Here is a 25,489-nt window from a genome sequence, read left to right as displayed (position 1 = left end):
ATGACAGAACAAAACCAAGATAAAAAACAAACTTATAATTTCAATAAACTGCAAAAACGTCTTCGCCGTAATGTAGGCAACGCAATTGCTGATTTTGGCATGATTGAAGATGGCGATAAAGTGATGGTTTGTCTTTCTGGTGGTAAAGACAGCTATACACTTCTTGATATTTTGTTGAATTTACAACAAAGCGCACCGATTAAATTTGATATCGTTGCAGTCAATTTAGACCAAAAACAGCCCGGTTTTCCTGAGCATGTTTTACCTGAATATCTGCAAAGTATTGGTGTGGATTATAAAATCGTTGAAGAAAATACTTATGGCATCGTAAAAGAGAAAATCCCAGAAGGTAAAACAACGTGTTCTCTCTGCTCTCGCCTACGCCGTGGTATTTTATATCGTACAGCAACTGAACTTGGTGCAACAAAAATTGCACTTGGTCATCATCGTGATGATATGTTAGCTACCCTGTTTCTGAATATGTTCTACGGTGGAAAATTAAAATCGATGCCACCGAAATTAATTTCAGATGACGGCAAGCAAATTGTGATTCGTCCATTGGCTTATTGTAAAGAAAAGGATATTGAAAAATATGCCATAGCCAAAGAATTCCCAATTATCCCTTGTAATTTATGTGGTTCTCAACCTAATCTACAACGTCAAGTGGTGAAAGAAATGTTGAATACTTGGGACCGTCAATATCCTGGACGCTTAGAAACCATGTTTAGCGCCATGCAAAACATTACGTTGTCACACTTATGTGACCCAAAACTCTTCGATTTCAAAGGCATTAAACATGGTCAATCACTTGATGGCATAGAAGGTGATACCGCATTTGATGAAGAACGTATCGAACCAATGAAATTTGATGATGAAGATGCGTCTGACTATTCCGATAATGAAATGATCAGCTTTAAAGAAGTGAATTAATATGATTACCGTACAAGGAAAACAAATCGAAACCGACGCCTTTGGCTATTTACTTAATATTGCTGATTGGAATGAGGATGTAGCAAAACACATCGCTCAGCTAGAAGGTGTAGAACTGACCGAAGCTCACTGGGAAGTGATTTATTTTGTGCGTGATTTCTATCAAGAATATAACACCTCCCCTGCGATTCGAATGCTGGTAAAAGCAATGTCAGAAAAATTAGGCGCCGATAAAGGCAATAGCCGCCATTTGCAACGACTCTTCCCTGACGGACCTGCTAAACAAGCAACCAAACTGGCGGGTCTGCCAAAGCCAGCTAAATGCTTATAGAATAACGTAACCGCGCGATAAAGTGCGGTTATTTTTTTAGAAAAAATTTAAAAGAATTCTTATATTGAAAAAAAGGGCGTTAAACGCCCTTTCCATTATTCATCACAGATTTCTTGCTGTACTGGTTCCATTGATTTCTTAATGGCTTCAGTTAATTTAACTTGATTCGTCATATCACCGTTTAGAATTTCACCACCAGTTGTCTTAGCTAGGCAATCCGTATTATGCCAAGGCGAATTAATATTAACGATATTAATTTTTAATTTTGGTCTTTCTTTCGCTTCTTTTTTAATGAGCTCACAGACGTTTCTATTAGTGCAATCACCATTACCTTCGGTAATTAACACAATTAACGCTTCACGTTCTTTACCATCAATAATAGTTAAGGCTTTTTGTAACCCTTCATAAATTGGTGTGCCTGGAACCTGATTTTCCCGCACCTGCATTTTATTAAGTTTAGTTTTTAATGTACTGCGTTGTGCCGCAGTAAATATGCCATGATTGGTAGCATAAGATGCTTTTTTCGAGGTAGATAAACAACTTTTTAGTTCGACTAAACCAATATCCACTGCTGTTGGAATATTATTAATTAATTCCGCTACCGATTTTTTAGAAGCTACGGACCGATTTGGTTTACGGTACATATAATAGACATCTTGTTGCGTGATGCCATATTTTGCTGGATTTCTTAATTTTTCGTCAAAAATCGCTACTTTTTTGGCGCTTTCTAATAAGGTATAGCGCATCCCTGAAGCATTATTAAAAATAATAGCCAGTTGCGGTGCATCAGTTGGTTTTTCCACTACTCGGCAGTTTTTCTTCGGTTCTGGTTTGGGCTCCTCTACTTTCGGTTCTTCTTTTGGTGGTTCTTGAACCGGCTCCGGTTTTGGTTCTTCTACTTTAGGCTCCTCTTTCGGTGGCTCTGGTTTAGGCTCTTCTTTCTTCGGTTCTTCGACCTTAGGTGGTTCTACTTTAGGCGGTACAACCGGTTCGCGATTGAGCCACCACCAAGCCAATAAGCCTAGTAGTAATAAAAGAAGCGGTAAAAGCCAATAGCACCAACGGTGTTTTGGTGCAGTAAGGGGAACAACTGGTGGCGGAGCCGGTGGTTCTACTTTTTTTCCAATACCCCAACCAGTAATAACTGGTTCATTATTTACTAAATAAATTTGACGGGTATCATGAGTCGCCCCTTCCACCAATTGAGCTAACCAAGCACTTTGTTCGGGTGTCAGTACACCTTTAGTCATAAGCTCCTGATTCAATGTCATAATCGCATTTAGGCGCTGTTGAATCAGTGAAATTGTTGGTTTAAATCGCTTATCTTCTTGCATTTCTTGAGTAATCAAGACTGGCTGGCCTTCTAGCTCGCTATACCATTCCACTGTAACCTGATCGGCTTTTATTTCTGGTTTTGCAAATAAAGTGGCGGTACTTGGTGGCAAATGGCTACGCAAGATTTTAATTATTTCATCATAATGGACAAAAAGTGCGGTCACATTTTGATTAATTTCTTGCAATTTAAAACGAGCTAGACGTTGCATAAGCGTTCCTTATTCACACTCATCAGTTTTAGTCATAGGTTTAATAGCTTGATTCACCATACTCACAACTTGTTTCTGATTATTTGCGGTAAATACTTTTCCGCCAGTAGCGCTGGCTACACAGTTGGCAGCTCTAGCCCCACCAATATCAACCACATTCACTTTTAAACGCGGTTTTTCTTTGGCTATTTGATTGGCTAGGCCACAAATATCTGCTGTAGTACAGCTATCTTTGCCATCACTTAGAAGCAAAATAAAGGCATCGCGTTTTACACCATCAATCATGCTGCTTGCAATTTGTAATCCATTATATAGAGGAGTTCCGCTATTCTCTTCTCCTGGTTTCATTGCTTGAATTTTGGCTTTAAGTGCATTACGTTTACCTGGTGAATAGAAACCATGGTTAGTTGCAGCCGGACAAGTTTTTAATGAGACTAAGCCGATATCTACATTTTTGCCAATGCTATTAATAATATTGGAAGAGGCTTTTTTGGCAGTGGCTAAGCGATTTGGTAAACGACGCATATACTCAAGCTCCTCATTACTTACACCATACGCATCCCAACGCTGTTCAAAATTACTTATAGTTTGTGAGTTCTCTAACAAACTATAAAGCATTGATGCAGAATTATCAAAAATCATTACCATCTGTGGTGTTTCACCTGGTTTGTATTTCGGCTTACACACTTTTTGTGGTGGTTGTTTAGGCTCTTCCTTCGGTGGCTCAACAACAGGAGGTTCTACTTTCGGCTCTTCCTTAATAGGCTCTTGAACAGGCTCTGGTTTAGGCTCCTCAATCTTTGGTTCCTCCTTTAGAGGCTCCGGTTTAGGCTCTTCAACCTTTGGCTCTTCTTTTGGAGGTTCTGGTTTAGGCTCCTCAATTTTTGGTTCTTCTTTTTTCGGTTCTTCTACCTTAGGCGGTTCCACTTTAGGGGGAACAACAGGCTCACGATTAAACCACCACCAAGCCAATAAACCGAGTAGCAATAAAAGAAGCGGTAATAACCAATAGCACCAACGGTGTTTAGGTGTTGCCACAGGGACAATCGGTGGCGGAGCCGGTGGTTCTACTTTTTTTCCGATACCCCAACCAGTAATAACCGGTTCATTATTTACTAAATAAATTTGTTTGGTATCATGACTAGCACCTTCAACTAATTGTGTTAACCAAGCGTTTTGTTCAGGCGTAATTAAGCCTTTCTGTGTAAGACTTTGCGTAAGACTATTAATTGCATTTAAACGCTGCTGAATAAGTGGTGCTATTTTCTGTAATATCGTATTTCCAGATTCATTACTGGATACAAGATAAGGCTGACCCTCTAATTCGCTATACCATTCCACAGTAACTTGATCTGATTTTATTTCTGGTTTAGCAAATAAAGTTGCTGTACTTGGTGGAAGATGAGATCGTATTATTTTGATTATTTCATCATAGTGTTCAAATAACACAATGGCATTTTGATTAATCTCATCTAGTTTAAAACGTGCTAAACGTTGCATAAAGTCCTCTATGTTTGAGTCTGTATTATTAGAATAAAAACGAATGATATTCTTATTCTAATAACAAGAGCTGACCTGAAAAGATCAGCTCTTAATCCTTATGATTACTTGATAGCAAGTGCTTTTTTATAAGCTGTTAATTTACGCTGTAACGCTTGCAACTCTTTCGCTTTTGCCTCATCAGAAGCATCAGAAGTATTTACTTGACTCATCTGTTGTTCTACTTCTTGAATTTTTGCTAATACTTCACTATTACCTTTTGCTTTTTGTTTAAGTAAAGCTGCATTATTTTGCAAGTCTTTATTTAAATTAGCTAATGCGGCTTTCTTTTGATTAAGTTGTTTAGCTGATTTATTTTTAGCTTCTTGGGCATGCTTGTTTTTAGCCAATAATTCCGCGTTCTTAGCTTGCTCTTGTGATAATTCACTTTCTTTACGTTGAACGCGAGCATCATAACTACCCGAATTAACACAAGCCATTTTTCCCCAAATGCTTTGTTCTACATTGGGATTACATTCTTCTGGTGTTGCAGAACAAGATGCTAATAATGCTGTGGCTGAAAGTGCGGTTAATAATTTAATTATTTTCACATCCCCCTCCCCTTATTAGCCAACTTGAATTGCTGAACGTTGTTTTACTTGAGCTTGTAATGCTTGCTCATAAGTTGAAACTTGTTTTTTTAATTGAAGAATATCTTGATCTAATCTTTTGCTTGCACTACCAGAAGAGCGTTCAGATCTAGCGGCTTCGCTAAGCATATTTAAATTAGATTTCATTGCAGTTAAGCGCTCTTGGGCAGCTTTAATATCAGCATCAACTTGGGCTAACTGTTGTTTTGCTTCAGCTTTTTGGATTGCTCCTGATTTTAATTGACTATTCACTTTTGCGATCAACTGGTTATTTTTAGCTGTTGCAGCATTTAGTTTTGCAGTAGATTTTTGTACCATCTGTGAATTTTGACGAACATCAGCAATATAAGCATTTAGGCGATCTTCTTTTTTCGCATAAGTTTTACGTTGCTTTTCTAAATAGTAGTTTGAAGTCATACCAGCTGCACAGCCTGCAGCGCCACCAATTACGGCACCCGCTACTGTACTTTCAGTATCACCACCAGTCAATAATCCTGTTAAAGCACCTAATGCAGCACCTCCTGCAGCTCCCCAAGCACAAGAACCCCAGCCTGATGAGCTAAAAAATTTAGCATCATCACCGCTATCTAAGCTGCTTGAACTACTACCTGTACCAGCACAGCCTGCAAGGGCTAATGAACTAGATAAAATTAGTACACCAAAGGTCTTTTTCAATTTCATAAGATTTTCCTTATTTATCATTAGTGAGTTTGAGGTTTAATTTGATTACATTGCTGTAACCATTGTTCTCGGGTAATTTTGCCATTCTGATAATATTGGCTTAAATGTTTCCAATATAAATCAAGGTACTGGCTCAAATTCGTCGCTTGTCCATTAGCAAGTTTTTTCTCATTCATCATGGATTTTGTTCTTTCTACTTGTTCTTTTACATTAGCAAGGCTATAAGTGTCAAATGTACTAGTAATTGTGCCTGCATAATATTGCACAACAAAATCTCTAGCCTTTTCAGCTTCTTGTAATCGTTGTTTAAAATCAGATTCTTTTTGCTGATAAATTTGTTTTAAATCGGTATCCTGTTCATTTTTTATTTCCTCAGCAAAAGCTTTTACTGCTGTTTCTTGCTGTTCTACTTCTGCCTGTAAATCAGAAACATTAGCACAAAGGAATCCACCTAATTGTAAGGCCGAACGAATTGCGGCATCTCGCTGTTCATCTCGTGCCAGGTTTGCTGCTCGCAATTCATCTTTGGTCTTAGTAATTTCTTGTTTAAGTTTTTCATCTTCAACGTTCGACGCTAATTTTTCCAGTTTACCGACAATATTTGGATCATTACTTTCTTTACTATCTGAGCCTAAAGCAGACCATTCTTGACGTAATTGATTAATACGATTATTTGATGTTAATAAAGGTGCGGTAATTGCTACACGGAATCCCATATCTTTTTTCTTCATCGTGCCATTATTATCGTAATAAGGAACCTCAATACGTGAAGTATTGTTGACTTCACTTTCTCCTTTAATATAGCTTCCACCTCGGGCAATCATGCCTCCCTCTTGACCATGATAGCGACTTAGCTTATTAGCACGAAAACCGTCAAATACCATTTCAGAAACATTCCCCAATGTATCAAATAAACCAAGTGGATTCGGCTCAAGTAAACCTATAACTTGCAAACGACCATTAGCATTTTTAGATGACCATGCATAACGAGCAATACCATCTGGCATAGGAAAGGTATTTTCACGGAATGCAGCTTCATCAACCGCAACCCCACCTCGAGAAGCAAATTCCCATTCAGCATTAGTTGGCAAACGGACAAAACCTTTACTTCCATCTTCCGTTGGAAGTTTATCTGCTGCATTTTTAAGTAGCCATTCATTATATTTATGGGTAAATTCTATCGCATCAAACCAACTCATATTAATTGCGGGTAAACTGGTTTTCATATTTACTGAAGGACATTGCTCGCCTTTCATTACGGCATTAAACTGAGCTTCTGTCACCTCATATTTTCCCATTAAGAAATAGCGTTCTTGTTTTTCATTGGCAAAACTACCCGAAATATAATTTGGCGTAGCATATTGCGCATAACCATCTTCATCATTGCTATTGCCACCGAGAGTGACTTTAATATCTTCTAATGGTTTTTTGGTGTTAGTTTTAATTACTCGAAAAACCATACTCCCTTCACAAGGCATGGGTAATACAATATCACCATCTAATTTTTTCGGATTAAAAAATTTTTCTTCCCAAGGTTGGGCTAATACAGCCGTACTGGCCATAATTAATGCTAATAAAGAAAAACGATATTTAAACATCTCGCAGACTCTCCGCAGGTTGAATTTTTACTGCGCGAACTGCCCCTATAGCAGCAACCACGCCAGCAAGTAGAAAAGAGAAAATAAAAGCCAAGCATAAATGTATTGGAGCCAAACGGCTAACAAAATGGGAGCCACTTAAGCTTGTTCCTAGTATTTGATTAAATAATTGACTGCCAAACAAATACAGCCCATAAGATAAAATGAAAGCAATACTACTGAGTACGATTGCTTGAAAAACTAAATAAATACCAACCGCACTTTGTTGAAAACCTATTAAACGTAAAACAGCAATATCCTTACGTTTTCGATCAATATTTGCAAGAAATGCGCCAATAAGAGATAGCACGCAGCCCACTACAGAAGTAAAAGCAATAACCATAAAAATAACATTTAATACACTATCAATCGCTTTTACATTTTCAATCGCTTTGGATTCCGTTCGAGTATCAATATGAAATTGTTCACGTAGCTTTAGTGCTAGAGGTGCCACATCATCCAAGCTTCTAGCATAAATTCTCGCTCTAGCAAAATTTTTACGGAGTTTATCATTTGGCTTTCCACTTGCTGCAGGGAAAAGTTCCGTTTTCATACCATCGCGAAAGTCTTCAACACCAATTAATAATGACATAGGCACAAAAATTGCAGCACGAGGAAATTGTTGCTCATTTAAAATAGCCTGCACTTTTAATTGCAATAATGCCTTTTCTTCTTGTCCATTTTCATTTCGAGTTGCAACTAAAGTAATACTTTCACCTTGTTTAGCTTGTAGTTTTTCTGCACTTAATGCACTTAAAATAATGGAATTCTCATTTTGCAAAGATTGTTGAGTAATTGGATCGCCTGAAGTGGTTGGAATTAACTCCACATTACGAACAAAATTTGCCTCTTTCTTCAAATCAATAATTGTATTAAGTGAACGCGTTAATGGAATAGAGAATTGGGTTTCCGGCTGTTGTTTAAGCCAATCAAACCAGTCTTGAGAAAGATTTAAATTACCAACAATTTTAATTTCTAAATTGGTTGGATCATTAACCAACTGATGACGTAATTGAGAAACAATGCCATATTTCAAACTAAAAAGAAGCAATAAAGGAGCAATTACTGCTACCAATGAAGCAATAATACAAAAAGAAACCTTACGATCATAGAAAATATCGTTTAGTGCTAATTTTGCCAATAATGTAAATCTATTTTTCATCAAGATACCCTATTCTTGCTAGTCATTATTGGCTTGTTCAATAAAACAAGACTGACGTAAAGACATATCCAATTTTGCACTAAAAGTACGAAGTTCATTACGTTGCACTAAATCCCAATCGTGAGTTACTAGCAGCACGGCAATTTTTTGCTGTTTTGCTAAGGATAGCATTAAATGAAATAAAATCTCTGAGTGGTGGGGATCTAATGCAGATGTTGGCTCATCCGCTAATAATAAAAGTGGTTTATGGGCAATAGAGCGAACAAAAGCGACCCGTTGACGTTCACCTATAGAAAGCTGCTTTGGATATTTTGTCATTAAATGATTGATGTTTAGTTTTTCGCATAGATGATGTAACCAACTTTCATCAGCTAAAATTCCATTTGTTTGACAAGGTAGCAGAATATTTTGCCATACGCTTAAAAAAGGTAATAGCCCACCATTTTGTAACATAAAGCCAAGATTTTTAGAGCGAATCTCAGCCAAAGTCTTTTGCTTATTACTCAGAATAAGGGGGGCTAAATCCATGCTTAAAGTAGCTGAGCTCAATTCATATTGGCTCAAGTTATCCGGTTTTAAAATTAGCCCCATCATTTCCAATAGCGTGCTTTTTCCACAACCGCTCGAACCACAAAGTGAAACGACCTCACCTTCAGCCAAAGATAAATGCGGTAGGGAAACCGTAAAACTTTGCTCCCCTTGTCCGCGAGTTATGGATAAATCTTTAATGGTTAGCACGCTATATCCTTTTCTATGGTAAGGCATCCAATGGTACTGGATATACATTATCGCGAGGATCGGCTCCTTCTGATAAAGAAATCCAACGAGATTGGTCCTCGTTAAAAATACGATAATGACGTAACTTACTATGCAGATCGCGAATAAATTTCTCTTGTTCCTGCACACTCATACCTTTCCAAGTATCTTCATCAATTCCGGTCACTTGACTCTTATAAGGAATGCCATCCAAATATTCACCAAGTAAACCTAAATCTGCCAATTTAGTTGATTTATCTTCCTTAATTTTATTTGGATCTTGTCCCATTGCTGCAGCTACTGAACGAAGTTGTGAAAACATATCTGTTGGTGAAATTAACCCGCTATTTGCCGCATCCGCAATTTTCTTTACTACATCACTCAAATCACTTAGTTGTGATTTTGTTAGTAATACTCGAGCCTCGGCGGTTGGGACTGTTGGTTTAGCAAAATCACGGTCACTCACCCAAGCTTTAAATACTGGTGGTGCTTTTGTACCTTTTACTTCCCCTAAATATGCCAATTGCATTGCTTTACCTAATAAAACAGCATCTTCTTCAATTTCAGATTTTTTCGGATCTCCGCCTGTTTTTGTGGTGGCTGTTAATACGCTACCAGCAGCCTCTTCACCTGAATAAGCTTGTTTGACTTGAGCAGTTAAAGCACTGGCAAGAGTATCAACTTTTTGTCCGAACTCATTTACATCACCAGCATTTACTGGATAGTAAAGTGGTTTATTCAAATAATTGTTGAAAGAGAGTTCATTATACTGTGCTTGAGCTATTTCATGGTTATTTTTACCAGATGGTGTTTTTAGATGTAATGTATAAAGTGCAACACCTCGATGCTGAGCCTCTAAACGTAATTGTTTTGCATCTAACCCCGTAGTCGAAATTGGATTATCCCCTTCAATCGCACCGGCGTCAGTAATCAATACTAAATAACGGCCTCCAAAATTGTTCCAATTAATTTCATTTAATGCCTGTGACACACCGGCATAAGCATCTTCACTAAATTCTTTTGAAGAAACAGTAGCTTGTTTTAAATTCGCCACTTTATCCATGAAATCTTTACCATCTTTTACGGTACTTGGATCAACGAACATTTTCGAAGTGTACTCTAATCCAGGTACTGCTTTAGTGCTTGAACGGAACGCCACTAAACCAAACTTAACCTGTTTACCCAAGTTCTCTTTTTCGATTTTTTCATAAACTTTTTTAATTGCATCGCGCGTTCTATTGATGTAGGGGTCCATAGAAATCGTCGAATCAATAACAAATACTACCGCAGCACTAAACCCAACAATTTCTTGAGGTTGGTTTTGACCTGTTTTGTTGGTTTGATTATTGTTTGTTGTACTTGTAGTTGGTTGAGTGACCGGCTTATCATTTTTGCTGACAGATGCGACTTCTAACAAGCGCTCATAAAATCCTTGACTATCCATCACTTCTTCTCCCTGTAAAACAGGTAATAGATAGAAGTTTTTTTGGAAATCTACAAATTCCTTTGGTTCTTCCGCTAACACTTTCTCACTACTTTTCTTTTGGGAAAGTTCAGCACGAATTGACTCAACTGCTTTTGCTGGAGAATTGTCATTAATAATACTTTCAAGAGTTGCTTTATCCTTAAAGAATAATAAAGACCCCCGATCGGATGGGTTAGTAAAGACCATTGTCATTTGCATATTCCAAGGTACAGCACAATTAGCATCTAACCAACCGACAGTTTTACCAAAGCTATCTGGGCCTACCTGTAATAAAGCCTTATTTCCTACATTTTCCCGTTTATATACATAATAGCGGGAAAAAGCAGGAATTTTTTGACCGCTCTTAGCATCACTTTTTTCTAATAACTCACAACTTGGTGTACTTAACACGCGTTGGTAAAGTGTGGTTTTACCTTCTTGCAGTAATGGTTTTATCTCTTCAGCAAAAACTGACGGAGACATGATTGCTGTTAAGCAACAAAGAGATAAAGTAGAAAGTCTTAACTGTTTCATTATTTTTTCAATGCCTCTAATTTTTCTTTAGCTGTCGCATTATTCGGATCATTACTTAATGCAGTTTCATACCAATAAATTGCTGTTTCCTTATCAGCTTGGAAACAAGAACTACCTTTTTCATATTCCTCTGCATAAGCCAGTGCAATCTCTACATTGCCACCTTGAGCTTGGTTGGCATAAAGTCGTTGAGCAATCGCACATTTATTTGCTTGTTTAGCCGAAGCAATAATTTCTAAAATTTGTTTTGGCTCTGGTTTAGTTTTCAGACAGCTCTGAATAAACGCCAATTCATCATTAGTATTTGTATCCACTGCACAGTCAGATTTTGCCACTGGCTCATCTTTCTTATTTAAGAAGAAATAAGCTCCAACACCACCGCCAATTAACAGAGCTAAAATTAAGGCAATTAAGCCTCCTTTACCTTTTTTCTTTTGCTCTACTGTAACTGGTACTTCAATATTCTCTGCTGGCTCAGTCTGTGTTTCGTTTTGCGCTAAATCTTCAAATACTATAGCTGGTTCTGTTGATTGCTCATTTTCAGCTACAACAATGGGTTCCACCAAAGGCTCTTCAATGACTGGTTCTGGTTCAGCTTGCACATGACTTTGTACATTGTCTTCTCGACTGGAGTCACCACCAGCAAGAGAAGCTAAGATATTACCAACCATTCTGACTGGGCCACTATCAACAATCGTACCGTTCTGTACATCACGGACAGACATCATATAACGCACATTACCGATCTGTTGAACAAGGCTATCAATTAGCCATTTACCAATAACACCTTGCAATACATCATTTTCTAAGGTTAATCCCTCCACCTTATGCCATACTGGTTCTGGATTCCATGGAGTATCATTGCCATTAAAATAGCAGCCATCCTGATTTCGCTGTACTGCAATTTCAACTTCTGTACTACCATTCCATTTCGTCGCAGTGAATTTAGCGTATCCTGGACGATCTTCCTCTAATTGAATTCGTAACATTTTCTATTCCTTAGCATTGTGCAGAACGATATAAATCTAATACCGAACCTAACCTTGTATTGCTGACCTGATCAATTTCCCGTCCAGCGCTGTGTCCGGCATTTCCTTCAGCAAAGTGACCAAAGGCTACAAACCAGTCAAAAAGATAATTTTTAGTGTAATTATTAGTTTGGTCATCTAATTTAGGTAAACCGTTTACCTTTTCAACTTCCCTATTTTCAAATATTGCTCGCTCATTCATCACGCGACTAGCCGGACGTTGAGTCAGTGGTTGATTAACAAAATCCAACCATGCAATAAAATCCGCAATTTCAGTATTAATGGAAAATACTTGACGCTCAGCTAATTGATCACGTTTACTTCCTGCGTTTTCATTACGGAAAACGACCTTAGAAAGTTTATCCTGTAAATGAAGACGATTTGCACCAGTAATCAATTCACCAACTAAACCTTCAACGGCTTCTTTAGTAAAACCAAAGAATTGCATCAAATGCTGATCAGAAGAAATTGAACGCAAATGTTCAATCCAGGATTTAAATGCAGCCATAGCAAAACGAGATTCCACAATTTTTTCAGCCGGTTTCTCTTCTACAACAACAGGAGCCGGTTCAGCAAATAAATCAAATCCTTCTGAACTAAAACCAAAACCAGCATCAAAGGTATTTGCTGAATTTTCTTGTGCTTTAGTTTCTTCTTCACCTTTGTTTAGTAAGACCTCTTCATAATCAGAAAAATATAAAGAACGAATTGTCTCTTCAGGTAATTGAAGACAACGTAAAAACTCACCGACCAAAAGTCCTTTTTTACTTAATTCACCAACAATCATTTGTGCTAATTGACGTTTTTTATTGACTTCTTCAGCACCTTCACTTTGATACCAAGAAGAAAAACGGTTTTCTACAATATGATGGATAGATTCATTAAGTTGCTCAGTTAAACGTTGAGCTTTCACTTCTGGCAAAGCAATCGTTTTCAAATAATCACTAATTCGTTGCATCCCACCATCATTCAATTTCATCATTGCATCCCAGGCTTCTTGAGGTTGAGCAACATGTTTTTGAATATCAGGGTCATTAGCAAAAGTACTACGTAAAAGATTAAGCTGCCCAGCCTCTTTTGGATTAATGGCTAATTCTTCAGTATTATCCATATCTAAAAAAGCCACTTTGAAACCCGGTTTACGTACTAAAAAAACATTATCAAACGGCTTGCCATTTGCCCATTCATTTAGCCAAGAATAGTTTCCGAAGCGCTCTAAAATCGTTTGTTTCAGCAATCCACCTTGTCCCCAAGACATTTTCAGCATATCTTCATCTTTGGCCAAATCACTACTGATACGCATATCAAACATGGTTATCGCCCAAAGAAGTCCGGGTTTACGTTTAGCACGATCAGTCGGATTATCTCCTTGCGTTTTATTAATCCAGCGCTCCAATACAGGACCTACACTATTCACATCGGATTGTTTGGTTGATGGAGTACAAACAATCAAAATGTTCATTTCTTGACTATCGGTATAACGCTCAAAAAGATAAGCTACTTTGCCCCTTAAAATGAGTTGAGATACAGGATTACCTTCTTTTACTTCACTTAAAGAAGTGATTGCTAAACGACCACGGTACCCTGGGAAATCTAATAAATCAACCGTTTCAACAGCCGGCACTTTAGTTGGGTTAATCAACGGGAAAACTAATTCTGCGGTAAGTGCGGTTAATTCAGCCAAAGAAATGGAAACAGGCTCACCAACATGGCCTTCTTCAATAAGAGGACGAACAGCAATTTGTTCATCTCGATTTGTACCTAAACGCTCAAGCATATCAACGTTCATAATACTGTCAGCTTGAGAAAGACCGCCAGTACCATTATCTTTTACTACTGCGGTAAGCGGTGCATAAACACGTTCAGGATTACCTAATTTAGCCAGTGTTTTTGCAAATTGAATATAGATTTGAGTCAACTCTGGAATTTCTGCCCATAATATGGAGAATAAGGTTGCTCTATCTTCAATGCTCAGTCTTGGTGCCATGGCTATCGCTCTAGCCCAATAATTAGCCTGTAATACAGATAAAGATTTTCCGAAGCTTTCCTGGGCGTAATCCTGCAAATCAACTACGTCATCTTCATTAACACCTTTTACAGGCTGAGCATTTAATTTAGCATTTAAAGGTTTAAGTATTTCATTAATGCGAGATTGTTCCAATTGATAAGTCACACGTTCTTTATCAAAATCGTTGAAATAAGCATTAACTAAAATTTTGGCAACTTCAATTTCATGAAATAAGCGAAGTTCTAAAGGATAGCCTGTAACAGCCGCTTTTGCTGAGCGAGTAAAACGAGTAACCAAACCCGTTGCTTCTTTTCCGCCACCAGGAGGATTGATATGTTTAATGAAATCCAACTGTTGACCGTCAAAAATCGTTTCCAAGTTGCCCTTTTGATCGGCTGCCAGTGCTGAAATTAAGAAAGATTTACCTGCCTGTGATAACCCAAAAAAACCAGCTGTAATTGGTTTAGAAGAAACGGCACCTAGGCGTTTTGCTGTATTACGTAAACGTCTTAATTCAAGAATTAAACCATCAGCCTCATTATTTAAACGGGCAACATTTGGGCGAACATCATTTACCCAATCAATCGCTTGTTGTGATGCTTGGAATACCTTATCCCAAGATTCTGTTAATTGATTATCCGTCATTTTCTCTTCCACCTATCGTTTCACACAGCCAGTATCTAACCAATATAATTTTTGATCACCAAGTCCCGCATCGGTCATTGTGTTTAGATGAAGGGTAATATCCCTTTCTCGTACGCAAGAACGGCCATTTGATGCTGTCACATTTTTTATGTAGAAATTTTCTGCTCTTTCTTGGCTATTACGGCTATTTTTTATACCTAATGTTACTTGTAATACCACACCTTCATTATTCAACATCGCTTTCCATTCACGGCTTTCTATAGAAAGCATATAAAGTGGAGAAGCAACCCAACGCTCCACATTTAATTGGCGGAAACCTAAACGGGTATCACCGCGTACTTCAAAGGAAGTATCTGGGAAATCATAATCCTCATTGTCTAAATCAATATCGTGATAATAAACGTTGCTGTCTTTAATTACGTTATTGTTATCTAAATACCCAATGTATTTCACTGTGGAATAAGCTGTCATTGCCATTGAACGTAAATAGAAGTTGGTTAAACGCATATCTTTACATAAGAAACAAAGCATAGCACCCACTGCTGCAGTCGTTTTTGGATCATCTATACGACCTTGTTTGTGGAATGGATACCAGTTTCCTGTGCGGTAATGATGTAATGGTAAAATCCGTCCGACTGGTAAAGGTAAACGAGAACGGAAGAAGGATTGTACACCAGGCAAACGAGATGGTCGGCCAGTCAGTAACAACACATCACATTGATAGCTGTTGACGACCTCACACAAAGCGTTGAAGGTTTTGCAGATATCAAAATAATCACCACGAATAAATAAACTGTGAATACGTTCTAAATTCACCTGAACCGGTAAATCTAAAATATTAAAATCTGAACGACCTAAGGCACGGCGAATCGGTTCATTAATATAGTCCAACACACTTTCTGTAGGCTGTTCTACGTCTTCTAATAATTCACCAAAAGTCTTCCCATTTAATGCATTGGTCTTTTGCATTGGATCATAACCTTCGTACTCTTTCAATACGCGCAAGCCAATTGGGCTGAATACTTGTAATGTCAATTGTTGGCGTAATAATGCATCTTGTACTTTTAATGCCTGATCGCCAATCAATTCAGAAAGAATAGGTTCAGGATCACGTAAACCTGCATTTTTCAAACCAACAGTTAAAGATTCCACTACTACATTACGAATCATATCTAGCAAAATATCATCACCGGCCACTTTGAAACCATCACGGAAACGCTGAGTCGGGATAATATAGGCATTACTACCTGAACCACCGTTTTCTCCATAATCCAGCGAGTAATCGTTGATTACTAAGTCTGTTGTACCACCACCTATATCAATAGTTGCGATAGTAATACGATCCTTTTCTTTTTTATCTGGACGTTGCAATGCAGCAATAAATTCTTCTGGTCGACCGCCATAGTTATTTTGAGTTTCATTAAATAGATAAACAACTTGCCCACAGGTTGCTTCATCCCATTGAATAATCACCTCAGGTAAAATCGGCCAATATTTTTCTCTTGCACTTTGTGAATTGAAGTCAAAATCATCATCAGATTTATCCCAGCCAAGAGATTTCCAAACTAAGCCGATAGCCTGATAAATAGATTGACGGAAAATTTCTCGTTCAGGTTTAGGCATTGCTGGTGGTACAGTCAAAATAATCGAACGTAAAAAACGCGGTGCTTTAGAATGTTCCAATTTAGCTCGTTGAGCAGGGCTGTTAATCTGCATTAATGCTTGCATCAACACTTCTGATAACATAAACGTCATCAATGAACGACGAGAATATTTAGGTTGGAATACAGGCATTTTGCGTTCAAATTCTTCATCAATATCATCCCGCAAAATATGTAATGCTTCACCATACTCATTGATTAATCCAGAAAGCGGATCTGCTGTTGCATAAGGCTCGTAATCTGTTTTTACATAGGATGAGTTAAAACGCCAGCCTTGTTCGTAACGAGCATCATCCCATAAATAACGTTTTGGACTAGATAAACCTGTTGAACCTTCATTTCCCTCTCGACGACTTGCTAAACGAGCGGCTTCCTTCCCTACACGCGCAATTGTTGCCCATTGGAAAGCATCACGACGCCCACTTTGTACAGAAAAATGATCTTTGCCAAAAAACGCTTGGGCAAATTCAACTCGACTTTCAAATGGTTCGGAGTACACTCGTTCCGGGCGCGTTAAATCACGTAATTCCAATTCATAGCGTTTTTTCAAACCATCTTTTTCCTGCACGTGATCTTCAATTAAAATTCCACAAGTGCGGGAGTTTCCTACATCCAATACCATATCAACTGGAATTGCACGATTAATTTCATCAGAACGATTGGAAATCATTTTAATCCGTGGAATATCAATTTCTTCACCTAGAATAGCCAAAATATTCAAGTAATGACCTTGATGAAATTTAGCAGCAATGTCCATTTTCAGATCATCAGGATGAATTTTTAAACGATCATTTTCTGGCGCTAGTTCAGTGAAAAGCTCCAATAACCATTCATTTATCCATTTGTAGTCCAAAAACCACGACATTTGATGAGATTGATAAGCGAGACCAAAAACCGCGCCAGAACGCACATCTTCTTCAGTTGGTGCAAGGTAAGCAACATCAGCACGATTAGGAAAAATTTTAGTATCAAAAGCTAAAGTAACTCGATAAGTATTGCCTTCTACATCTGGTTCAGCTAGTTTAACAATTCGTGCACGCGCCCAGTTATAAGGGCCTTCATCAAAACCATCTGTAGAAGCTACTGTACGCAAAACAGGAATAGGTAACCAAACACCATCTAATAATTTGAATGACTGTTCTACACTGATTTCATGTTCTACTTTAACCATTCGGCTCAAATCACTGCTATCACAATAACCTTCACCGCTACGATGTTCAACTAATCGACGAATTGGATGGTTTTCACCGCCAGAGGCGAAGTTTCCCATACTTTTGGTACGCCATTCTTTGTCTTTCCAATCAATTTTTAAACCGAAGTCTAAAAATTGCACCCCACTATTCATAATTAGTGAGATTTCTTTTCCGTAATGATGTAAATCCGGTAACATTTTTATTCTCGCTTCTATTCGTTGTTTATTGGTTCACTAATTCGATTTCATTGTCATTGGGAAGCTCTGTCCTGAGCCATATCCACCTTGACAATCGGCAATACTCTTCGCGCCAGGTTTACAAATTACTTCAGGCAGCTGATAGCTTGAGCCATCGCTACATTTTGCTACACCTTTATTAGTAATATTCAAACCACTGCCTTGCATTTTTGCAGAAACATCTCCCGTGCATTGTACGCCGTCACCGCGTTGTACTTGTACTTGACCTACGCCATTTGAGAATGCATATTTTAAGCGTAGAGGCTTACCAGTAGTTTTATCCTGAATCCCCGCTCCAGCATTCCACTGGCCATTTAGAAAATCTACATTACCATTTTGTGTACTAGTTGTTGGAATTTGTAATGGTTTAGCATTAGCATTAGAAGTGGTTTGATTCTTTTTATCATCTTCTTTATTTTGTCCAGCCTGAGTATCTGATTTATTTTCGGCTAACGGATCTACTGGTGGTTGCTGTGTTTTTTCATCTACTTTATTTTGATCCTCTTTAGTATCCGATTTACCCTCTGCTAGAGGGTCTACTGGCGGTTGTTGTTTATTTTCATCTTTATTTTGCTCTGCTTTGGCATCATCTGCTTTATCATTTTTTGATTCATCAGCTTTGGCAGCATCTGTTTCTGTTAATGGTGTATTAAGACCTTCACCTTGCATATTTCCTTCTCCAACAACTGGAGCATCGCCTAGTTGATTTAAAACTGAAGGATCTGTCACAGCCACACCCTTTCCATCAACCCAGCGTCCATTCAGATATCGGTAAAGAACATCTTTCAATTTACGTAATTCTTTTTCTTTCGGTTTTTTGACAGTTTGGGTTTGAGATTCAGAAACTGTGACAGGGTCATTTTTTACTGTTGTTTCCTCTTTAGGCCACCATAAATCTTTAAACCACCAAGCCAATAATAAAAGTAATCCGAGTAATAATGGCAATACCCACCAGAACACACGACAAGGGTGTTTTTTCGCAACTACAGGTTCAATCACTGGTGTTGTAGGTGAAGCGGGTTTAATTGGTTTTGGGGCTGCAGCTTGTAAAGAAAGGAATGGATTACCATGAGCAGCGGCATGTTTTTCAAGAAATCCCCAGAAGGTAATTACGGGGCGATCATTGACTAAATAAACATGTTCTGGATTAGGAAAGCGTAAGGCTTTGAGATTTTCAGGATCAGTAATATCGTCGGGGTTTCCACCGCAAAGCAAACGAGCAAATAGTAATTGGTCACCTTTTGAGGAGGGAGATTGAATCAGCTCTTTACCTAACTCTAATGCTGTGCGCTCAAAAATCTTCAATTCTGAGCGGGCATTTTCACGTTCTTCTTCCGTAGCCGAAGTCCAAGGGATAATCATATATTGCCCATCTGCACGAGTGGAATCAAAGGGTACATACCAATCGATTTTATCCCCCTGTTCATTACGCTGTGGAATCGCTAAATATTCAGCAAAGGAACGACCTCGCTTAAACTTAAGTGCATCTCGCAACTGGGATGCTACCGTATAAACTGCCATGCCATCTTGGCCTAATGGCGTATAGTTTTTGATTTCACCACTTCTCAATAATGCACTTAACATAAAAAAACTCCGCAGGCTAAAACTTATTAAAATAGCTACCATTCTATAAAAGTTGGGATGAAAAATGAAGACATATTTATATGTTTTGTAAAGAAATATAACTTTTAAATCATTAAATTTTATATGGGATAAATAAATTTCTTAATACTATTAAGTGATGCTTCATAGAAACACTCTTAATTAACGCAAATACTATAAAATAGTTTTACGTAGCACTCTATTTCATCATTCTGCCGTGCTAAAGTGCGGTTACCTTTTACTCAAATTTCGCTATATACAAAAAAATACAATCGCTATATACTTACAAAAACAGCGAATTTTGAGTTATATGAACAAATCTTCTCTTACTTTTCCTCTTTTACTTTGTCTCCTTATCGGGTTGGTTTTATTTTCACTCTCTTGGGGGCGTTTTGCGATTCCACTTGAGAATGTGGTACAAAGTCTTACTGGCGGTAACACTAATGATGTGCAAAACAACATTATTTTTAATCTTCGTTTGCCTCGTGTAATTGCAGCCATACTTGTCGGTGCCTCCTTGGCCATTGCTGGCGTGGTATATCAAGGTATTTTCCGTAATCCATTGGTTTCACCTGATATTTTAGGGGTATCTAATGGCGCTTGTGTTGGTGCAGCATTAGCGATTTTAGTTGGTTCTAGCATGCTTGGCATTCAAACCTTTGCCTTTGTTGGTGGTTTGGTTGCAGTCATACTTACTATGAATTTACCGCGTTTGATTCAACGTGATTCTACGATTGTTCTAGTGCTTTCAGGCATTATCGTTTCAGGTTTTATGATGGCGACATTAGGCCTATTAAAATATCTTGCTGATCCTGAAACTCAGCTGGCTGACATTGTGTATTGGCAATTAGGTAGCCTAACCAAATCTAACTACGACAACTTGCTCATCCTTTCACCAATTATTTTACTTACTACTCTTGGCTTATTTTTAATGCGTTGGCGTATCAATGTGCTTTCATTGGGGGATCGTGAAGCAAAATTAATTGGGGCAAATATTCGATTAGAACGAGGCTTAATGGTGGTTTGTGCCACATTGTTGACCGCTTCATCCGTTTGCTTAAGCGGGACAATCGGTTGGCTTGGTTTAGTGATTCCGCATTTAGCGCGACTTTTTATCGGCGATAACAATGTCAAAAGCCTGCCGCTTGCTGGACTTATTGGCGCGATTTTCTTGCTCGTTATCGATACCCTCGCCCGTAATTTATACATTCAAGAAATTCCACTTGGCATTCTCACCGGCTTTATCGGTGCGCCATTCTTTGCTTGGGTACTGATTAAACAAAAGGTGGTGGACTAATGCTGAAAATTGACAATCTGTATTACTGGCACAATGTTGAACATTCTCTACTCAATGGCATTGATTTAACCTTACAAAAAGGCGAATTACTGACGATTCTTGGTGCTAACGGTCGTGGTAAATCCACGTTATTAAACTGTATCGCGGGGCTTTTAAAACTAAAGAGCGGTCAGATTTTGCTGGATAATTGCAAATTAAGCGAAATGAGCAGTAAGCAAATTGCTCAGAAAATTGCTTATGTCTCGCAACACAGCCCACAAACCTATCAATATCGCGTGCGTGATTATGTGGTACTCGGTCGTGCTGCGCATTTAGGTGTTTTTGATAAGCCAAGTGAAGCTGATTTTGCATTAGTTGATGAAGCCTTAAAGAAACTCGGCATCAGTCATTTTGCTGACAGAATTTATATGCAAATGAGTGGCGGTGAAAAGCAACTGGTCAATCTTGCGCGTATTTTGGTGCAACAACCGCAACTGATTTTGTTTGATGAACCCACTTCGGCATTAGATTACGGCAATGTCTTTAAAACCTTAAGCCTAATAAAAGAGCTCTCACTACAAGGCTTTACCATAATCATGACAACACATAACCCCGATCATCCGATGTTGTTGCATAGTGCCCTGCCCCATAGCCGCGTAACCATATTAAATGAACACGGCAAATTACAAACAGGCACCGCACCAGAAATTATTACTGAAGCTAATTTAAAAGCACTTTATCAAACCGATTTGCGCTTAGTTGATGTACCTGCATTACAACGCCAAATTTGTGCGATAACTCATTTATAAACCCACTAGAAGGAAATTCATATGTTGAAACATTCTCTAAAAAAAGGCTTGATTGCCCTTTCTCTTGCTGCCTGTTTTGCCCTACCGCTGCAAGCGAAAGTTATCACGGATGTTGAAGGAAATAAAATCGAACTACCAGACAACGTTCAACGTGTTGCTGATCTTTGGCATGCGAATAACCAAATTGTCTTACTATTAGGCGGCGCCAATAAACTGGTTGGCACGACCACATCTATCGCAGCCAATCCTTGGTATAGCGAAGTGTATCCAAATATCAAAAACGTACCGGTATTAACCAACGGTGAAACCATTCAAACGGAAGAACTGTTAAGTCATAAACCAGATGCGGTATTGCTCTCGAAAAAATCGATGTTAACTGAAGTGGAGCAAGCCGGCTTGAAAGGCGTGCGTGTAAGTTTCCAAGATTTTGATGGTTTGAAAAAAACCGTACGCATCACGGCTGAAGTGTTAGGTGATAAAGCCCCTGAAATCGCAGAAAACTATATCAAAGAATTAGAAGGCAATATTCAATTTGTGGAAAGTCGTCTTAAAGGCATCAAAGATGAACAACGCCCTACGGTGTTACATATCACTAAAGGTTCTGACTTATTGATGATTGACGGCGGAAAATCGATGATTGGTGAATGGATTAAATTAGCCGGCGGTAAAAGCGTGTTACCTGATGAAGCCAATATGGTGACCGTGACGGTAGAAAGTATTATTCAAGCGAATCCTGATGTCATTATTATCGGCAGCAGCGGTAATAAAGCACAAGCGGCTATTGAAAAAATCAAAGCTGACCCAGCATGGCAATCAATAAGTGCGGTCAAAAATAATCGTATTTATGCCAACCCAACCGGCACGTTCCCATGGGATCGCTATAGCGCAGAAGAAGCGTTACAAATTCTTTGGGCGGCTCAACTTTTTCATCCTGAGCAATTTAAAGATTTAAACATGGTGGAAAAAACACAAGCCTTCTATAAAAAGTATTATGGTTATGAGCTAAGTAAAGAAAATGCTGAGCAAATCTTAAAAGGTCCATTACCTCTTAAGTAGTATTTGCATTTCTAAAAATTGTCGTTATAATATGCGTTATTTTTTGATCTTAACTTTAACTTAACATAAGGAAATGCTTTATGAAAATTAGCGCAAGAAATCAACTTAAAGGTACTGTAAAATCAATCGAAACCGGTTCTGTGAATGCAATCGTACACATTGATATCGGTAACGGTAACATCATTTCTTCTACCATCTCTATCGATGCAGTAAAAGAATTAGGTTTAGCTGTTGGTAAAGAAGCATATGCGATTATCAAAGCAACCTCTGTAATGGTTGGTGTTGAATAATCTCAACTAAACCGTTTAAAAAGTTTATATAGCCGCACTTTAAAGTGCGGTTTTTTATTCTTTAAAAAGACAGCCTAATTGACCGCACCTGTTTATAAACAAACAGAAAATCTCATCAATATTTCATATTATCCCCTCTGGGGTATTTTACATCTCATGTTTTAGTGATAAATTTATCTATCGTTATATATTATTATATATAAGATATTTGTTTTTATCATATGGAGGTTTTATGTTACACAAAAAGTACAAACTCAGTTTATTGAGTTTGGCGCTCATTTCTGCATTTACCTATGAAGAAGAACAATTAGAGGAAATACAGGTATCAGCAAATAGTAGCGCTGAACAGTCACAACAAGGTTTTAATACAAGCGTTGTCTCAGCTAAAGAAATTGCTAAACAACCTGTTGTTAATGACATTGCTGAATTAGTAAGAATGCAGCCTGGTGTGAACTTTACATCTGGTAATAGTAATGGCTCTTACGGCAATAAACGTCAAATTGATATTCGTTCTATGGGGCCAGAAAATACACTTATTTTAATTGATGGCAAACCGGCTACTTCACGTAATAGTGCACGTTACGGACGATTTGGTGCGCGTGATACACATGGTGACAGTAAATGGGTTCCGGTGGAAGAAATTGATTCTGTTGAAGTGATTCGTGGTACATCAGCAGCGCGTTATGGTTCAGGTGCGATGGGTGGTGTGGTAAACATCAAAACAAAACCTGTTACAAATGAATTAAAAGGCGGCCTTTCCTATTATTTAAATTTACCAGAAGACAGCAAATACGGTACAACTAATCGTACGACGTTTAATTTAAGCGGTCCTTTAATCAAAGATGTATTAGGATTCCGTTTATATGGTAGTTGAAGTAAAACTCGTGCAGATTCACCATCTATTAATGAAAATCCAGATGGCACATGGTCTTATGCAGGTCGTGAAGGTTTACGCAATAAAGATATTGCCGGTCGTTTAGATTGGAATATCACCTCAAATCAAACTTTAACCTTAGATGCAAGTTATAGCCGTCAAGGCAATATTTATTCCGGTGATAGTGAATCTTGGGGCGCAAATGAAAGCGAAAAAGAATTAGCGGGACGAAATTTAGAAACTAACCGTGTTTATCGTCAAGCTTATTCTCTCACTCATAAAGGTAAATGGTCTTGGGGTGAAAATGAAACTTACATTGCTTTTGATAAAACAACTAACGCACGATTACCTGTTGGCTTGGGTTTTGCAATGGAAGGACATTGGAATGGCGGTGATTTAAACTTTACTGATAGTAATCTTACCAATACTCGCTTTAGCAATGAGTTACGTATTCCATTCACATTGGGTGCAGAACATCTATTGACTATTGGGATGGAGGCCAATCACAGTAAACTCAATGACCCAAGTTCAATGAGTTATAACTTAAAAAATAATAAACCAATGAATTTAGGTGTCATTCCTTGGTTACAAAGTGAAAACCGTAGTGGTGAAACCAGCTTAAGCGAATACGGCATCTTTGTTGAAGATATCATTGACTTTGGTCAAGGAACAGTTGTTACCCCAGCCATTCGCTTTGATCATCACAGTGTTTCAGGTAGTAACTGGACACCGAGCTTAAATCTTTCACAAGAAGTGAATCCATATTTAACCTTAAAAGGTGGTATCGCTCGTGCCTATAAAGCTCCTAACCTTTATCAAATTACAGAAGGTTATGTATTGGCAAACCGTCAAAATAACTGCCCTGCAACCGCTGCCAATATTAGAACGGTGGGCGCATGTTATACCATTGGTACGAAAGATCTCAAACCTGAAACCAGTGTAAATAAAGAGATTGGTTTTGAACTTCATAATCAAGATGGTTATAAATTCGGCTTAACCTATTTCCATAATGATTATCGAAATAAAATTGAAGCAGATGAAACCTTGCTTGGTACAACCTTTAACCCAAGTTTCTCTCGCGTTACACGTTATGGGACAAAAGCCAACCAAAAAGATTACATTAAAACCACCAATATTTATAAATGGGGTAATGTAACTCGTGCAACAGTTGCTGGTTTTGAAGGCTATTTAAACTTACCTCTTATTGCGAATAAATTAAGTTTAAATACTAACTTTACTTATTTCACAAAAAGTAAAAACCGTGCAACAGGTAACCCATTAAATCTTTCACCAAAATATACGATTAGTTCTACACTTTCTTATCAAGTGACAGATAACCTCGATTTTGCCACAACTTATACTCGTTTTGGTAAACAGTTTAGCAAATCGACAGGAACACGTTATATGGATTTCAGTCGTAATGGTTTAGCACAAGATACAACGCTTCAAGAAAGCCAAGGTAGTTATGGTATTTGGGGCGCAAGTATTGGTTATAAATGGCAAAACTTTAGTGCGCGCATCGGTGTCAGCAATATCTTAAATAAAAGATTATATGTTGATGGCAAAGCACAAAGTTATAATGAGCCAGGACGTGCTTATTACACAACTTTAAAATATAGCTTCTAATCTCTTAAAATAAAAA

At 38.1% G+C, this 25,489-nt stretch carries 19 protein-coding genes and 1 pseudogene; 8 read left to right on the top strand and 12 right to left on the bottom strand.

Annotated elements, in window-relative coordinates; all coding sequences use genetic code 11:
• Positions 1-930: a tRNA 2-thiocytidine(32) synthetase TtcA gene (gene ttcA, locus RDV53_RS09150; protein WP_005696113.1), complete on the top strand. Its 930-nt coding sequence runs from the start codon at positions 1-3 to the stop codon at positions 928-930.
• Position 931: 1 nt separating this feature from the next.
• Positions 932-1,261, top strand: coding sequence for a TusE/DsrC/DsvC family sulfur relay protein (locus tag RDV53_RS09145; protein WP_005696112.1), 330 nt, complete (start codon positions 932-934; stop codon positions 1,259-1,261).
• A 95-nt stretch (positions 1,262-1,356) separates the two neighbouring features.
• Here the strand turns inward: RDV53_RS09145 and RDV53_RS09140 are convergent, their stop codons facing one another.
• The 12 genes from RDV53_RS09140 to RDV53_RS09085 all read right to left on the bottom strand — a co-directional run bounded on the left by RDV53_RS09140 (position 1,357) and on the right by RDV53_RS09085 (position 19,524).
• On the bottom strand, positions 1,357-2,805 hold the full coding sequence (locus tag RDV53_RS09140; RefSeq protein ID WP_005696111.1) for a hypothetical protein: 1,449 nt from the start codon (positions 2,803-2,805) through the stop codon (positions 1,357-1,359).
• A 9-nt stretch (positions 2,806-2,814) separates the two neighbouring features.
• Positions 2,815-4,305, bottom strand: coding sequence for a VWA domain-containing protein (locus RDV53_RS09135; protein WP_005696110.1), 1,491 nt, complete (start codon positions 4,303-4,305; stop codon positions 2,815-2,817).
• A 104-nt stretch (positions 4,306-4,409) separates the two neighbouring features.
• A complete protein-coding gene (locus RDV53_RS09130) occupies positions 4,410-4,895 on the bottom strand; it encodes a hypothetical protein (RefSeq protein WP_005696109.1) in 486 nt (161 codons plus the stop codon).
• Positions 4,896-4,910: 15 nt separating this feature from the next.
• Positions 4,911-5,615, bottom strand: coding sequence for a glycine zipper domain-containing protein (locus tag RDV53_RS09125; RefSeq protein WP_032822432.1), 705 nt, complete (start codon positions 5,613-5,615; stop codon positions 4,911-4,913).
• Between the two features lie 20 nt (positions 5,616-5,635).
• Positions 5,636-7,213, bottom strand: coding sequence for an SUMF1/EgtB/PvdO family nonheme iron enzyme (locus RDV53_RS09120; protein WP_005696107.1), 1,578 nt, complete (start codon positions 7,211-7,213; stop codon positions 5,636-5,638).
• The gene (locus RDV53_RS09115) at positions 7,206-8,414 is read right to left on the bottom strand and encodes an ABC transporter permease (RefSeq protein ID WP_005696106.1); all 1,209 of its coding nucleotides are present in this window, start codon (positions 8,412-8,414) and stop codon (positions 7,206-7,208) included. Before RDV53_RS09115 ends, RDV53_RS09120 begins: the two co-directional genes overlap by 8 nt.
• An 18-nt stretch (positions 8,415-8,432) precedes the next feature.
• Complete coding sequence (locus RDV53_RS09110; RefSeq protein WP_032822434.1) at positions 8,433-9,152, bottom strand: ABC transporter ATP-binding protein; 720 nt, start codon at positions 9,150-9,152, stop codon at positions 8,433-8,435.
• A gap of 13 nt (positions 9,153-9,165) precedes the next feature.
• On the bottom strand, positions 9,166-11,169 hold the full coding sequence (locus tag RDV53_RS09105; protein WP_005696102.1) for a vWA domain-containing protein: 2,004 nt from the start codon (positions 11,167-11,169) through the stop codon (positions 9,166-9,168).
• Complete coding sequence (locus RDV53_RS09100) at positions 11,169-12,158, bottom strand: hypothetical protein (protein ID WP_005696101.1); 990 nt, start codon at positions 12,156-12,158, stop codon at positions 11,169-11,171. The genes RDV53_RS09105 and RDV53_RS09100 overlap by 1 nt, the downstream gene beginning before the upstream one ends.
• A gap of 10 nt (positions 12,159-12,168) precedes the next feature.
• Positions 12,169-14,850 (bottom strand): putative virulence factor, encoded by a 2,682-nt coding sequence (locus RDV53_RS09095; RefSeq protein WP_032822435.1) that lies wholly within the window; start codon positions 14,848-14,850, stop codon positions 12,169-12,171.
• Between the two features lie 12 nt (positions 14,851-14,862).
• Positions 14,863-17,901, bottom strand: coding sequence for a virulence factor SrfB (locus RDV53_RS09090; RefSeq protein ID WP_005696099.1), 3,039 nt, complete (start codon positions 17,899-17,901; stop codon positions 14,863-14,865).
• Between the two features lie 36 nt (positions 17,902-17,937).
• A complete protein-coding gene (locus RDV53_RS09085; RefSeq protein ID WP_032822436.1) occupies positions 17,938-19,524 on the bottom strand; it encodes an SrfA family protein in 1,587 nt (528 codons plus the stop codon).
• 328 nt (positions 19,525-19,852) lie between these two features.
• Here RDV53_RS09085 and RDV53_RS09080 point away from each other — a divergent pair, with 328 nt between their 5' ends.
• The 6 genes and pseudogenes from RDV53_RS09080 to RDV53_RS09055 all read left to right on the top strand — a co-directional run.
• Positions 19,853-20,839 (top strand): FecCD family ABC transporter permease, encoded by a 987-nt coding sequence (locus RDV53_RS09080; protein ID WP_005696096.1) that lies wholly within the window; start codon positions 19,853-19,855, stop codon positions 20,837-20,839.
• Positions 20,839-21,627: an ABC transporter ATP-binding protein gene (locus RDV53_RS09075; protein WP_005696095.1), complete on the top strand. Its 789-nt coding sequence runs from the start codon at positions 20,839-20,841 to the stop codon at positions 21,625-21,627. Before RDV53_RS09080 ends, RDV53_RS09075 begins: the two co-directional genes overlap by 1 nt.
• Before the next feature lie 21 nt (positions 21,628-21,648).
• Positions 21,649-22,683 carry an ABC transporter substrate-binding protein gene (locus tag RDV53_RS09070; RefSeq protein WP_005696094.1) on the top strand — a complete coding sequence of 345 codons (1,035 nt, stop codon included), beginning with the start codon at positions 21,649-21,651 and terminating at the stop codon, positions 22,681-22,683.
• A gap of 80 nt (positions 22,684-22,763) precedes the next feature.
• Complete coding sequence (locus RDV53_RS09065) at positions 22,764-22,973, top strand: TOBE domain-containing protein (protein ID WP_005696093.1); 210 nt, start codon at positions 22,764-22,766, stop codon at positions 22,971-22,973.
• Between the two features lie 232 nt (positions 22,974-23,205).
• Positions 23,206-23,847, top strand: coding sequence for a TonB-dependent receptor plug domain-containing protein (locus RDV53_RS09060; protein ID WP_005696092.1), 642 nt, complete (start codon positions 23,206-23,208; stop codon positions 23,845-23,847).
• Between the two features lie 15 nt (positions 23,848-23,862).
• Positions 23,863-25,473 (top strand): annotated as a pseudogene (locus tag RDV53_RS09055) (TonB-dependent receptor); the annotation flags it as partial.
• Between the last annotated feature and the right edge of the window lie 16 nt (positions 25,474-25,489).

It is taken from the genome of Haemophilus parainfluenzae ATCC 33392 (genome assembly GCF_031191205.1).
GTDB lineage: Bacteria > Pseudomonadota > Gammaproteobacteria > Enterobacterales > Pasteurellaceae > Haemophilus_D > Haemophilus_D parainfluenzae.
The sequence above is the reverse complement of the archived record's forward strand: the minus strand, read 5'-3'. Positions and strand labels throughout refer to the sequence as shown.